The 13,593-nt window shown below is 34.4% G+C and carries 15 protein-coding genes and 1 tRNA gene; 13 read left to right on the forward strand and 3 right to left on the reverse strand.

Features of this window, described 5'->3' with window-relative positions; all coding sequences use genetic code 11:
* The first annotated feature begins 2 nt into the window (after window positions 1-2).
* The 4 genes from ACQ9BO_RS04470 to ACQ9BO_RS04485 all read left to right on the forward strand — a co-directional run bounded on the left by ACQ9BO_RS04470 (window position 3) and on the right by ACQ9BO_RS04485 (window position 4,457).
* Window positions 3-803 carry a TolC family protein gene (locus ACQ9BO_RS04470; protein WP_431245067.1) on the forward strand — a complete coding sequence of 267 codons (801 nt, stop codon included), beginning with the start codon at window positions 3-5 and terminating at the stop codon, window positions 801-803.
* 57 nt (window positions 804-860) lie between these two features.
* Window positions 861-1,913 (forward strand): HlyD family secretion protein, encoded by a 1,053-nt coding sequence (locus ACQ9BO_RS04475; RefSeq protein ID WP_431243795.1) that lies wholly within the window; start codon window positions 861-863, stop codon window positions 1,911-1,913.
* Between the two features lies 1 nt (window position 1,914).
* Window positions 1,915-3,498 carry an MFS transporter gene (locus tag ACQ9BO_RS04480; protein ID WP_431243796.1) on the forward strand — a complete coding sequence of 528 codons (1,584 nt, stop codon included), beginning with the start codon at window positions 1,915-1,917 and terminating at the stop codon, window positions 3,496-3,498.
* Between the two features lie 293 nt (window positions 3,499-3,791).
* Window positions 3,792-4,457, forward strand: a complete 666-nt coding sequence (locus ACQ9BO_RS04485) for an HAD family hydrolase (protein WP_431243797.1) — start codon at window positions 3,792-3,794, stop codon at window positions 4,455-4,457.
* 101 nt (window positions 4,458-4,558) lie between these two features.
* Here ACQ9BO_RS04485 and ACQ9BO_RS04490 read toward each other — a convergent pair whose 3' ends face one another.
* Both ACQ9BO_RS04490 and ACQ9BO_RS04495 read right to left on the reverse strand, forming a co-directional pair.
* On the reverse strand, window positions 4,559-5,158 hold the full coding sequence (locus tag ACQ9BO_RS04490; protein ID WP_431243798.1) for a 3-keto-disaccharide hydrolase: 600 nt from the start codon (window positions 5,156-5,158) through the stop codon (window positions 4,559-4,561).
* 83 nt (window positions 5,159-5,241) lie between these two features.
* Window positions 5,242-5,664, reverse strand: a complete 423-nt coding sequence (locus ACQ9BO_RS04495) for a hypothetical protein (RefSeq protein ID WP_431243799.1) — start codon at window positions 5,662-5,664, stop codon at window positions 5,242-5,244.
* A gap of 296 nt (window positions 5,665-5,960) precedes the next feature.
* Between ACQ9BO_RS04495 and ACQ9BO_RS04500 the strand changes: the two genes are divergently transcribed.
* The gene (locus tag ACQ9BO_RS04500; protein WP_431241922.1) at window positions 5,961-6,935 is read left to right on the forward strand and encodes an integrase core domain-containing protein; all 975 of its coding nucleotides are present in this window, start codon (window positions 5,961-5,963) and stop codon (window positions 6,933-6,935) included.
* Window positions 6,936-7,128: 193 nt separating this feature from the next.
* On the opposite strand, the gene ACQ9BO_RS04505 is transcribed toward ACQ9BO_RS04500, so the two are convergent.
* Window positions 7,129-7,210, reverse strand: a tRNA-Leu gene (locus ACQ9BO_RS04505).
* Between the two features lie 110 nt (window positions 7,211-7,320).
* On the opposite strand from ACQ9BO_RS04505, the gene ACQ9BO_RS04510 reads away from it, so the two are divergent.
* The 8 genes from ACQ9BO_RS04510 (at window position 7,321) to ACQ9BO_RS04545 (ending at window position 13,365) form a co-directional block, all read left to right on the forward strand.
* Window positions 7,321-8,709, forward strand: coding sequence for a dipeptidase (locus tag ACQ9BO_RS04510; protein ID WP_431243800.1), 1,389 nt, complete (start codon window positions 7,321-7,323; stop codon window positions 8,707-8,709).
* A 322-nt stretch (window positions 8,710-9,031) separates the two neighbouring features.
* Window positions 9,032-9,319 carry an energy transducer TonB gene (locus tag ACQ9BO_RS04515; protein WP_431243801.1) on the forward strand — a complete coding sequence of 96 codons (288 nt, stop codon included), beginning with the start codon at window positions 9,032-9,034 and terminating at the stop codon, window positions 9,317-9,319.
* Entirely contained in the window at window positions 9,273-9,716 is a 444-nt protein-coding gene (locus ACQ9BO_RS04520; protein WP_431245068.1) for an energy transducer TonB, read from the forward strand. Before ACQ9BO_RS04515 ends, ACQ9BO_RS04520 begins: the two co-directional genes overlap by 47 nt.
* Before the next feature lie 215 nt (window positions 9,717-9,931).
* Window positions 9,932-10,354 carry a hypothetical protein gene (locus ACQ9BO_RS04525; RefSeq protein ID WP_431243802.1) on the forward strand — a complete coding sequence of 141 codons (423 nt, stop codon included), beginning with the start codon at window positions 9,932-9,934 and terminating at the stop codon, window positions 10,352-10,354.
* Between the two features lie 17 nt (window positions 10,355-10,371).
* Complete coding sequence (locus tag ACQ9BO_RS04530; RefSeq protein ID WP_431243803.1) at window positions 10,372-11,334, forward strand: DUF6624 domain-containing protein; 963 nt, start codon at window positions 10,372-10,374, stop codon at window positions 11,332-11,334.
* Window positions 11,331-11,705: a BlaI/MecI/CopY family transcriptional regulator gene (locus ACQ9BO_RS04535; protein ID WP_115888061.1), complete on the forward strand. Its 375-nt coding sequence runs from the start codon at window positions 11,331-11,333 to the stop codon at window positions 11,703-11,705. Before ACQ9BO_RS04530 ends, ACQ9BO_RS04535 begins: the two co-directional genes overlap by 4 nt.
* Window positions 11,702-12,490, forward strand: coding sequence for a M56 family metallopeptidase (locus ACQ9BO_RS04540; RefSeq protein WP_431243804.1), 789 nt, complete (start codon window positions 11,702-11,704; stop codon window positions 12,488-12,490). Before ACQ9BO_RS04535 ends, ACQ9BO_RS04540 begins: the two co-directional genes overlap by 4 nt.
* Before the next feature lie 14 nt (window positions 12,491-12,504).
* Window positions 12,505-13,365 carry an energy transducer TonB gene (locus tag ACQ9BO_RS04545; RefSeq protein ID WP_431243805.1) on the forward strand — a complete coding sequence of 287 codons (861 nt, stop codon included), beginning with the start codon at window positions 12,505-12,507 and terminating at the stop codon, window positions 13,363-13,365.
* Window positions 13,366-13,593: the final 228 nt, after the last annotated feature.

Here is a 13,593-nt window from a genome sequence, read left to right on the forward strand (position 1 = left end):
AAGTGCAATCACTCCAAAAACACGGAACAGTAACTAAAAATGAAGTAATCCGTGCCGAATTACAGCTTTCGGATCGTGAGCTAAATGCGCTTACAAATTCCAAAAACATAAAAATTGCGCTTCACGATTTGAAAACTTTGATTCAGATTCCAGAAAACGAAGAAATCGCGATTGATACAACCTCGAACTTGGACGAAACGGAAAGCTTGGATCCGTATAATTTTTATTTGAATAAAGCTTTTCAAAACGAAGAAATGCGAATTGCAAGTCAGGAATTGAACATCAGCAAAACGGAACTGAAATTGGCAAAAGCAAATTATTTGCCAAGCGTTCACTTCTTCGGAAATTATGGTTTTTATTATCCAAACTATAAATTCTTTCCGCCAAACCCGTATTTGTATACTTTAGGTCAAATTGGAATTGAAGCTTCGTTCGATCTTTCTTCTTTATATAAAAACAAAACGAAAACAGATCAGGTCAATACCAAAATCAAATGGCAAGAAATGCAGTCTGAAATCATAAAAGATGAAATTCAGGACAAGCTTTATAAAGAGCATACACAATATCAGGAAATCCTTGAAAAGTTTGTAGTCGTTGATAAAGCTTTGGATTTAGCCGAAGAAAATTACCGAATCGTAAAACTGAAATATTTAAACCAATTGGTTTTAATTACCGAAATGGTGGATGCTGATAATGCTTTGCTTCAGGCAAAATACAACAAAATCTCTACCCGATTGGATGCTGTTTTGAAACATTACCAAATGATGCACACGGCAGGAATTATGCCTAATGCTGGAAGTTAAACTGAAAAAGTAGAAGAAAGATTTTAAAGAAAGAACTAAGATAAAGAGATAAAAAAGATGGTTAAGATAAAAAATGAAACTAAAAGAAATAAAACGTTTCATATACTAATAACAATTATTGCGTGTGCACTGGTAATAAGTGGGGTTATTTTGGGAATTTGGTTTTATGTGTTTAACCGAAATCATGAAGAAACTAATGATGCGCAGGTGGAACAATATGTTACGCCAATTATGTCGAGAATTACAGGTTATGTGCAGGAAGTTCGTTTTGATGAAAATCAATTTGTACATAAAGGAGATACTTTGGTGGTAATCGATAATAGAGAATATAAATCGAAATTGAATGTGGCTCTTGCAGATGTTCAAAACGCAGAACAAAATAACGTTGTGGCTCAGAAAAATGCCATTAATACGGCAAGTGCAACAGCAATTAACGAATCGCAATTAGAAGGCGCAAAGGCAAATCTTTGGAAAACAAAATTAGAATACGAAAGATATAAAGCTTTAGTAAGTGAAGAAGCGGCAACTTCGCGACAATTGGAAAAAGTAAAAGCAGATTACGAATCGGCTCAGGCGCATTTTTCGGAAATGAAAAATAGAATTCATTCGGCTTCTTTGAGCGCTTCTGTTGCTGAAGCGAATGTTCCGACGACGCAAACCAATATTGCTTCGAAACAAGCTGTTGCAGATAATGCGGCATTGTTCCTTTCATATACCGTAATCACAGCGCCTTATGACGGTTGGGTTGGAAAACGAACTTTACAGCCAGGACAAATGGTAAAAGAAGGGCAGTCTCTGCTTTCTATAGTGAGTAAGGAAAAATGGATTACAGCCAATTTTAAAGAAACGCAATTGCAATATTTAACGGTTGGACAAGAAGTTGAAATTAAAGCGGATGCCTTAAACGACAAAGTTTTTGTGGGAACAATTGCGTCGTTATCGCCTGCGAGTGGTGCGAGATTTTCTTTGCTTCCTCCAGATAATGCGACTGGAAACTTCGTAAAAATCGAACAGAGAATTCCGGTTAGAATTCAGTTAAAAGAACAAGACAAACAAACCGATTTTTTAAGAGCAGGAATGAACATTACGGTTGTTGCCGCGCACAAATAAAATGGAAGATAAAAGTATATTTAAATCATGGGTTCCAAAATGGGCGATCATTGTTATTTTGTTCGTTTGTTTGTCGCATTCCATGATTTTATTGGGAGTTTACACGTCAAATGTAACATATGCGGCGAGTTTTCTGGATATTGAGCCTGAAGATTTGCAGTTCGCAATGTGCGTTACGTACGGAACGCCGCTGGCAACCATTTTGATAGAAGGCCGATTTTCGAGTTTTTTTCCTGCAAAAAATTACCTGATGGCGGTTTATTCCTTAATCGGAATTACGATTGTTTCATCGGCCTATATTACCAATTTTCCGGTTTTTTTATTGATGAGAGTGGCCGAAGGAATCTTGATGGCGCTTCCGGTAATCACAATCAGACAATTGCTTATCGAGCAGTTCAATACTAAAAATGCCATTATTATTGGGTTTTCATTTTACTATGGCGCGCTGTTGTTGTCTACGCCTTTTATTATGAATATTGCCGTGTGGTTTCTCGATCATTACGACTGGAAATATATGTTGTATGTTTCGGGCGGACTTCAGGTTTTAAACGTCTTTTTAATCTTAATTACTTTCAGGGGGCACCGAATCACAAAGAAAATCCCGTTATATCAAATTGATTGGATGAGTTATTTTTTGGTTTTAATTTCTATTCTTTGCGGTGCCTACTTTTTTGTATATGCTGAGAAAAAATATTGGTTGCAATCTTCTGAAATGGTTTTAATATTGATGATTTCGCTTATTACAGGCGGATTATTCATTTTTAAAGAACGTTTGGTAAAAAGACCAAGTTTCGATTTTGAAGTCATAAAATACGCTAATCTGCGAATAGGATTTTTATTGTTTTTCCTTTTCTATATCAGCAGAGCGACGTTGAGTCTTTGTCATTCGGCGATGTTTTCCATTTGGAATTGGGATCCATCGCGCGTGGCGGGCGTACAATACATAAACGGATTAGGAAATGCAATCGGACTTGTTTTGGTCGCTTTTTTCCTGATGAAATCCGTGTCGACTAAAATAATTTTCATGATTGGTTTTACGCTCATTGCTATTTTCCACTTCTGGTTTACGTTTCTTTTTGTGCCAGATGTTGCGCTGAGTGATATTATCATTCCCTATATTTTGCAAGGAATCGGTGTTGGGTTTTTATTTGTTCCGCTCATCTTATTTACCACATCATCGGTTCCAGCAAATATGGCGGTTTCTTCCGGAATTGTCGGTGTTTCGGGCCGTTTTTGGGGAAGTACAATTGGTTTCTGTGTTATGCAGAATGCTGTGGTTTTTCTAAACAAAAAACACTTCCTGAAATTAAGCCAATTCGTAACAGGAGAAAATTCAGAAGCCCAGCAAACTATTGCCAATACAGCACAAAGTTTTATGGCAAAAGGATATTCGGCAGATAACGCGAATGCTTTGGCTTTGAAAAAGCTTTTCGGAACGGTTGCGAAACAATCCACGTTATTGGCCGATATGGAAATTTATACGATTGTAGGTTATGGGTTATTGGTTTTGATTGTTCTGATTGCGTGCAATCAGCATTTGAGACAAACTATGACTTTGGTTAAAAGTAAAATTTGGATTGGCTAGAGAATTAATCTTGCAAAGTCGCAGAGGCGCAAAGATTTTAATTTTTTAAGCCACAGATTAATAAGATTAAAAGGATTTTGTTTCACGCAGATTCGGCAGATTTTAGCAGATTTAATTTTTAAGATTTTAGAAATAAGTAATTTGCGCTTATCTGCTTAAATCTTTTTAAATCTGCGTGAAATAAACTTTGCGACTCCACTACTTTGTGAGATAAAAAAATCTTAGCGATCCCGATAGCTATCGGGACTGCGCAATTGAGTATCTTGCAACCGTTAAAACAACAAATAAATAATATGAGCCAGCAATGTGTAATTTTTGATATGGATGGCGTGATTTCGCATACCAATCCGCATCATGTGAAAGCTTTTGAGGCGTTTTTCGATAAATACAATGTTCCTTATACCAACGAAGAATTTGAAGAACATATGTACGGAAAACACAATAGTTATATCATGTCGCATTTCTTCAAGCGCCCAATTGCGGGAGAAGAACTTTTAAAACTCGAAGACGAAAAAGAAGGAATGTTCCGTGAAATTTACAAAGACAAAGTCGATACAATTCCGTTTTATTTGGATTTTTTAAGCGAATTAAAATCACGCGGATTTAAAACGGCTGTTGCAACATCGGCGCCAAGAGCGAATCTTGATTTGATTGCAAATGCCTTGAAACTCGGTGAAAAAATGGATTCGATGATGTCTAGCGAAGATGTGAAATTTCATAAGCCAAATCCAGAAGTATATCTGAAATCAGCAGAAAGAGTTGGTGTTTCTCCGTCGGATTGTGTGGTTTTCGAAGATTCATTTTCGGGCATCACAGCGGGATTAAATGCCGGAATGAAAGTCGTTGGTGTTTTGAGTACGCATACAAAAGAAGAGCTTCCTGTGTGTGATTTTTATATCAATGATTATAGTGAAATTAATGTGGATAAGATAATTGAGATCTTAAATTCCAATTCTTAAAATTCCAAAAAGATTATACGAGAGACCTTTGTCAAAGTTTTAAACTTTGACAAAGGTTTTTTGCTAATAGTAATCGAAATGACAAACTGGACGGATAACCTTTACTCTTTTGAAATATTTTTTATCTGAATATTTCTAAAATCAATTGGTGAACGCTCATAATTTAGAGAGATTTTGCCTTCTGTAGCAGAAGCTTCGGTGCATTCATTTACTAATTTTCCGTTTAAATATTGCTTGATTTTTCCGTTTAAAGATTTAATGACAACCAAATTCCATTCACCATAAGGTTTTTCATTTTCTAAAAATTTAGGCGAAACTACACTCGCGCCAGCTTCAATCAATTTTCCGTTCACTTTTGCTGTTACGTTATCCAAAAATATAAAGTCGCCAGTAACGTTTTCTTTAATTTGAAACTGAATTCCTTTTGGCCAGATTTTATCAGAAGCATCTAGCGGAATATTATACATCACACCGCTGTTTTTTGTGCCTTTCATTTTGTATTTCTCGTCGAGATTCCATCTGTATTCAAGGGCAAGCTCAAAGTTTTTATAGCTTTTTTTGGTCATCAAACAGCTTGGATCTTCACCGTGCATGCGAATCATTCCGTCTGTGAACTCGTAAACTTTTGATGGTTCTTGCTGTGCCGTATTAGATTTTGTAAAAGCATACCAATCGTTTATTTCTAAACTTTTTCGTCGCACAAGACATGAATTTAGAATAAAAAGTAGAGCGATAGCGAAAATTGATTTTTTGAACATGATTGTAAGTTTGAAATGAAGTTGATTTATTTTTCTTCCCAGAAGATTTTTTGATTATGAGCTACAAGATATAGATAAGATGTGTCTTTAATCCGAGTGTCTTTTTTCAAATCAAAAATATAAGATCCTTTAGATTGTGTATTTCTTTCTGTGCCACACCAGCTCCAATTAAGTTGATTAACTTTTTTGTTACTTATAATTCCACTAATTTGTTCGTATGGAATACTGCCATCAAATTTAAATTGTTTGAAGCTAATGTATTCTGTTGAACTACCATTCTTTACGTTGCCAATTAAAGTTCCTGCAATTACTAATGAATCAATATCTTCTCCTGTTTTATTGTGAAATTTTATATGAATACTTCTGAAGTTAATAAAACTACACAATACAATTATACTTAATAACGTAATAATAAAAAATGTAGTTTTCTTTTGTTTCGGTATTGCCATAGTCTTGCTCGAATGATTTAGTTGATAAACAAATCTAGGAATAAATGAATTGTCTTCTGCTTTAGCTGGAGGTTTTTTCTCAACCTTTGTGGTTACTTTGTCTTCAACGGATTGAAATCCGTTGCTACAAAATACATCATTCCTTCAGAATTTTATACAGCGTTCCGCAGGAACAAATTATATTATAGGGATGGGTTTCACAATCCATCTTCGCAATCAGAATCGTTATTGTTTGTCATTTCTGTAAAGGTTAGATATTTCGGTAACAAAATTTAAATTTAATAAATTTTGTTACGATGAGAAATAATAGTCAAGATTGTACATTAGAGAGGAACTATTTAGAGAAATATCGTTTCTTGATAAAAGAATATGAGCAGGTGAAAAACAAAACTCATCCACTTTATAAAAAGGCGATGGATTTTTACACAGCAAATGACACGTGCAGAAAAAGTTTCTTAAAGTATTATAATCGCTATAAACAGAGTGGGAAATCTCAGGATCTATTGCCTCAAAAGCGAGGTCCAAAATATAAAACCCGACGTCCTTTGCCTTTTATAGAACAAAAAGTAATCGAATTAAGAGAAAAAGGAAACAACAAATATGAAATTGTTAGTATCTTAAATCCCAAATTAGGAAAACATGCACCATCATATTCTGGAGTTTATAATATTTTAAAAAGGCATAAAATAAATAGATTAACTCCGAAGATTAAAAAGAATCATCAGAAAATAATCAAGGAAAGAATGGGACAGCTGGGTCATATTGATTGTCATTATTTAAGTAAAAGCATAATTCGTGGAGAAAATAAAAAACTCTATTTAGTCTGTGTAATTGATGATTACAGCCGGATTGCCTGGGCAGAATTAGTTCCAGACATTACCAGTTTAACAGTGATGTTTGCGTCATTAAAATGCTTAAACATCCTAAGCAGTCATTATGAAATAAAATTTGAAGAGATATTATCTGATAATGGAGCTGAATTTGGACCTAAAACAAGCAAAGTCAAAAATAACCATCCATTTGAAAGAATGCTGATGGAATTAGGAATCGTGCACCGATATACAAAACCTTACCGTCCACAGACAAATGGTAAAGTAGAGCGGTTTTGGAGAACTCTGGAAGACGATTTATTAAGAGACACGGATTTTGATTCTCAAGAAGAGCTAAAAGAAGAATTATTACAATATTTATATTATTATAATCACGAAAGACCACATCAGGGAATCGATGGAAAAAAGCCAATTGAAATGATAAATCCGTTACCGAAATAAGTGACTTTTACAATTTCGACGTAAGGAGAAATCTTCGCAAGTAGCTCGACAATCTAAATCGACAATCTTTGTAGAGCAACTTGTGAAGATTTCTCCTTACGTCGAAATGACAAGATTGAGGATAATTTTTATTTAGACAAAAGCCTCAAAAACAAAAAAGCTCCTGAAAAAATCTTCAGAAGCTTTGTTTAAGTGCGGATAATAGGACTCGAACCTACACGCCTTGCGGCACCAGATCCTAAGTCTGGCACGTCTACCAATTTCGCCATATCCGCGGTAATTGTGGGTGCAAAGATAAGCATACTTTCGAATATTCAAAGAAAAATTTCAAAAAAATTATTAATTCTCTTTTTTGTACTTTTGGGTTTCTATAAAAATAATTTAAATGGAAAATATTAAGTCCTACGTTCAACAACATAAAGATCGGTTTATCAATGAATTGATCGAATTATTAAAGATTCCGTCGGTAAGTGCTGACACTGCATATTCTCAAGATGTTATTGACACAGCAGAGGCTGTAAAAGAAAGTTTATCAAAAGCAGGATGCGATTATGTCGAAACTTGCGACACTCCAGGTTACCCAATTATCTACGGAGAGAAAATAATCGACCCAAATCTTCCAACGGTTTTAGTTTACGGACACTATGATGTTCAACCGCCAGATCCATTAGAATTATGGACTTCGCCACCATTTGAACCGGTTATCAAAACGACAGATATTCACCCTGACGGTGCCATCTTCGCGCGTGGAGCATGTGACGACAAAGGTCAGATGTACATGCACGTAAAAGCACTAGAATTAATGGTGCAAAGCAATACGTTGCCATGTAACGTAAAATTCATGATCGAAGGCGAGGAAGAAGTTGGTTCGGCAAGTTTGGCTTGGTTCGTAGAACGCAATCAGGAAAAACTGAAAAACGACGTAATCTTGATTTCGGATACCGGAATGATTTCAAACCAACAACCGTCAATCACAACAGGCTTAAGAGGTTTGAGTTATGTTGAGGTTGAAGTTACAGGTCCAAACCGCGATTTGCATTCAGGTTTATATGGTGGAGCAGTGGCGAACCCAATTAATATTTTGGCAAAAATGATTGCTTCGCTTCACGACGAAGACAATCATATTACGATTCCAGGTTTCTACGATAAAGTAGAAGAATTATCAGCAGAAGAAAGAGCGGAAATGGCAAAAGCGCCTTTCAGCTTAGAAAAATATAAAAACGCTTTAGACATTGCTGATGTTTACGGCGAAAAAGGTTATGTAACAAACGAACGCAACTCCATCCGTCCAACTTTAGATGTAAACGGAATTTGGGGCGGTTATACAGGCGAAGGAGCAAAAACAGTTATCGCGAGCAAAGCTTTCGCTAAAATCTCAATGCGTTTGGTTCCAAATCAGGATTGGGAAGAGATTACAGAGCTTTTCACAAAACATTTCACAAGCATTGCTCCGGCTGGAGTTACCGTAAAAGTGAATCCGCATCACGGTGGACAAGGTTATGTAACGCCAATTGACAGCATTGGTTATCAAGCGGCGAATAAGGCCTATACAGAAACATTTGGAGTTCCTGCAATTCCAGTTCGCTCAGGAGGAAGTATTCCAATTGTGGCTTTGTTCGAAAAAGAATTAAAAAGCAAAACAATCCTTATGGGATTTGGTTTAGACAGCGATGCAATTCACTCGCCAAACGAGCATTTCGGAATCTTCAATTATTTGAAAGGGATTGAAACTATTCCGTTGTTTTACAAGTATTTTGTAGAGCTTTCTAAGTAAGGTTTAACCGCAAAGACGCAAAGATTTACGCAAAGTACGCTAAGATTCTTTAAATAAGATTTATAAAAGTTCGCAAAGCTTTCCAAGTATAGCTTTGCGAACTTTGCGTTTATAGTCGTAATCTTAAAATAACTTTGCGCTCTTTGCGGTTAATTTTTTTGTACTTTATAGAGAAGAAAAATGAAGAAAATAAATCCTGTAATGAAAATAAAAATTATTTGTTTTATTTTATTTGTTAAAATTGTAAAGAATTATACATTTTAATTAAACCTGCCGTGGCATTACAAAGTAAATTTTTTTCAGCTCTTTTTTTATTATTATTTTGGTTTCTGCAGAAAGCAAAGCGCAGATACAAACTCCAACTGAAGCTAAAGACTATCTCCCAATGTCTGAAGTAGATGAAAAACCAACTTTTCCTGGTGGTATTAATGAGTTTTATAAATTTATTCAAGCGAATTATCAAACACCAAAAGTTCAAGGATTAGAAGGTAAATTGTATATGACATTTGTAATTGAAAAAGACGGATCGGTTACAGGTGTAAAAACGTTAAGAGACATTGGTTATGGCACTGGAGATGAAGCAGTGCGTGTGCTCGCAAAATTCTCCTAAATGGATTCCCGGAAAATTAAAAGGAGAAAATGTTCGGGTTTTATATGCATTGCCGATTACTATTACGGCTTCTGAAAAGTTACTAGGAAAGGTATATTCTATCGCAGAAGTTTTTGAAAAACCCACTTATCCAGGAGGCTTGCAAAACTTTTACATTGATATTTCAAAGCATTTTAAATCTCCAGAGAAAGTAGGTTTAAAAGGAAAAATTGTTATTGGTTTTGTAATAGAAAAAGATGGATCTATTATTGAAGCCGCGATTTTAAAAGATCTTGGATATGGCACCGGTGAAGAGGCATTAAGGACTATTAAATTGGTAAAAAAATGGAACCCTGGTAAATTAAAGGACGGCGCGATGGTTCGTACGGCATATAGTTTACCACTAACAATACAATAAGCAAGTCAATTTTTTTGCTTTTCACTTCACACTTTATCATTGTTTGGGCATTCCCTAAGGTTGTCCCTAACGCATCTGTGTATTAACAAAAAATCAGGTTTTGTAACTTAAACATTTTTAACAGTGTAAAAAAATGAGTCATAAAAGTTGCACGTTTGATTTTTATTTCTACATTTGTAGAGCAATATCTATAAATGTAGAAATTAATCGTTTTTATGAAAAATCATTTTTTATTATTGTTATTCGGATTATTGCTTTTGAGTTGCAAAAGCAAACCAGTCAATCAGAAAATTGATCATAAGAAAGAAGGTGTTTGGATTGATAATTATACACAAGACGGCACAGTTTACAAATCGTATGAATATTATGAACATGATGTTCCGGTGAAAAAATGGAAATCGTTTATCAACGGAAAGCTTTATAAAACCGAAAAGTATAAAAACGGGATTTGCATCGTAAAAAGTTATTATGAAAATGGAAAATTAGAATCAAAAGGAAAAACAAAATTAGAAGCCAATTCGGTTGAAACACATTGGTTTTATTTTGGAGAATGGAGATTCTATTCGGATAATGGAAAATTGAAAAGCATCAAAAATTACAATAAAGGCGAATTAATCTCGGAACAAAATATCAAATAAAGTGCACCTATTCATCTATGAAAAAAATAATTGCTTTTAGTTTTATTGTCATGATTTGTATTTCCGCGCAAGCGCAAACATACAAAGAATGGATTCGCAAAGCAGATTCTTGCTACGGGAAGGAAAACTATAAAATGTCTGTTGCTTATTATGAAAAAGCATTTAAAATGGAACAAAAATCTGCAAGAAATTTTTACAGTGCAGGCTGTTCTGCGTCTTTGGCAAAAGAAAATAAAAAGGCATTTAAATGGTTGAATCTAGCCATTGACAATGGATATCAAAACATGGATGAACTTCAAGTTGATCGGGATTTAAAATCGTTGCATTCCGAAAAAGAATGGGGAAAAATAATTGATAAACTACGAAAGAAATTAGAGATCATCGGAGTAAATTACGATAAGGTGCTGGAAAAAGAACTTTCGGAAATTTATATTGAAGATCAGGAAATTCGCGGAGAATTTATGAATGTTTATAAATCCCCAAAACCCGAGAAGAAGAAAATTGACAGTATTGGTCAAATTATGCTTAGAAAGGACAGTATTAATCTTATCAAGGTCATGAAAATATTGGACGAAAGGGGATGGTTAGGAAAAAATGTTGTAGGTGTTCAAGGAAACAAGACTTTGTTTTTGGTCATTCAGCATTCTCCTTTAAAATATCAGCAAAAGTATTTGCCAATGTTGAGAGAGGCGGTTAAAAACGGTAATGCAAGTCCAATAAATCTGGCGTATTTGGAAGATAGAATAGCTTTAAGAGAAGGAAGGCATCAAATTTATGGAAGCCAAAGCGCAAAAAATAAAAAGACAAACAAATGGTACATATCGCCTCTGATTGATCCAGATAATGTAGATAAAAGGCGCGCAGAAGTTGGACTTGGACCTATAGCAGATTATGTCGCAAAAATGAATATTGAATGGAATTTAGAAGAGTACAAAAAAGAATTGCCTGAATTGGAAAAACTTGAAAATATTACAAAATGACACAATTATCAAACGCAGAAGAACAATTAATGGAGCATTTATGGAAGCTCGAAAAAGCTTTCATGAAAGATTTGCTTGAAGCTTATCCAGAGCCAAAGCCGGCGACCACAACCGTTGCGACTTTATTGAAACGAATGATTGATAAGAAATTTGTTGCTTATAACGAATTTGGAAATTCAAGAGAATATTATCCTTTGGTAAAGAAAACCGATTATTTTTCGAAACACGTAAAAGGATTGATCAGCAATTTCTTCAACAATTCGGCATCACAATTTGCTTCTTTCTTTACAACTGAAACGAATTTATCTGCTTCAGAATTGGAAGATCTTAAGAAAATAATCGACTCGGAAATTCAAAAGAAGAAAAAATGATAAGCTTTCTTGTAAAATCAGCTATTGCTTTAGGCGCTTTTCTTGCCTTTTACCATTTTGTATTGGAGCGCGAAAAAATGCACCAGTTTAATCGATTCTTTTTGCTTTTTGCGATTGTGTTTTCGTTGATTGTTCCTTTTGTTTCATTCGAAATTATCAAAGAAATTCCAGTAAATTCTGCAAGTCAGATTGTTGTTAATCAGCCACTAATTCAGATGCAAAATGTTGTCGAAGAAACCAATTATAAATTGATTTTTTTGTGGAGTTTATATGCAATTGTGACTTTGATATTGACAATTCGATTCGGAAAAAACATCAAAGATTTCAGATCTAAAATAAACAGGAATTCTTCGTTTGATTTTAAAAATTCAAAATTGGTTTTGGTAGAAGAAAAAGTACTGCCGTATACTTTCTTGAATTATATTTTTATTAATGCGGATGACTATAAAAGCCAAAATATTGAAGCCGAATTATACGCGCACGAGTTAGTGCATGTAACGCAAAAACACACATTGGATATTTTGTTTGTGGAGTTTTTAAAAATCGCTTTTTGGTTTAATCCGATCTTTTTATTTTATAAAAAAGCAATACAACTTAATCACGAATTTCTTGCCGATCAAGAAATTGTGAAAACTTATAATGATGTTCCATTTTATCAAAATCTGCTTTTAAATAAAGCAAGTGGAAGTCAAACGATTTACTTGGCCAGTAATTTGAATTATTTAGTAACAAAAAAACGATTAATTATGATGAAAAAAGAACATCAAAAAATACAGCGTTTCTAAAAAAGATTGTCGCCTTGCCCGTTATCATTGGTTTAATGATTCTCTTATGTGTAGAAACTATTGCTCAAGAAGTTAAAGCGGATGCAGGAAACAAAAAAGCACAAAATGTTTCGTCTTCAGACAAATATTATGCAAATACTTCTTTTGTTTTCAAAAATAAAAACAATAGTATTTTTGTTGAAAAGAAGTATTCTGAATTGACAGAACAGGAGAAAAAGCTTATTCCGCCTTCGCCATCACTTGCAAAGAAAACTCCTGATTTAAAGGAATATGAAGGTTTCAAAAACAGCGAAAATTATGCTGTTTGGATTGATGGAAAACACGTTCCTAATTCAAAATTGAATGAATATCAAGCAGGCCATTTTGTTTCTTACTTTAATAGTTTTGTTTATAAAAACGCCAGAAGCAAGAAGTTTCCGCAAAGATATCAAGTGACATTGTTTACTGCCGAAGGTTATGATAAAGCGTACGGTCAAAATCAAGTGCGAGATGCTGGAACCATAACAATTATGGCTAATGAAGACACGCATAAAAATAAAATTCAAAAAGAGCAGGAAAAAGAAATTACAGCGGCGATTAACGATGTCGAAAGACAACCGGAATTTCCAGGTGGTATATTGGAGTTCTACAAATTTGTAGGCAAAAATTTTAAAACACCAGCAGATAAAATAGAAGGAAAAATTATAGTAGAATTTATGATTGAAACAGATGGTTCGCTTTCAGAATTTCAAGTAATAAAAGATTTAGGTTTTGGAGTAGGCGATGAGGCAATTCGTGTGTTAAAACTTTCTCCAAAATGGAATCCAGGAATTCAAAAAGGACAGCCAGTTCGTGTGTTGTACACGTTACCGATAACTATTCAATCGGCAAAATAAATTTTTAGGTTCAAAGTTACAAAGATACAAAGATACAAAGTGACAAAGGTTTTGAATAGGCTCCAGCTTTAGCTGGAGTTTTTTTGTATTTGGCATTGGCTTTAGCCAAATTTTAAGATCAGGTATAAAAGAAAGAAAACCTTTGTCACTTTGTTTCTTTGTATCTTTGTCCCTTCAAAAAAAATCCGCTTCTTTGCATCAGAGAAGCGGATAAAATAAACTAAAAAA

Origin of the sequence: Flavobacterium sp. P21, assembly GCF_050632225.1 — a bacterium.
Lineage (GTDB): Bacteria > Bacteroidota > Bacteroidia > Flavobacteriales > Flavobacteriaceae > Flavobacterium.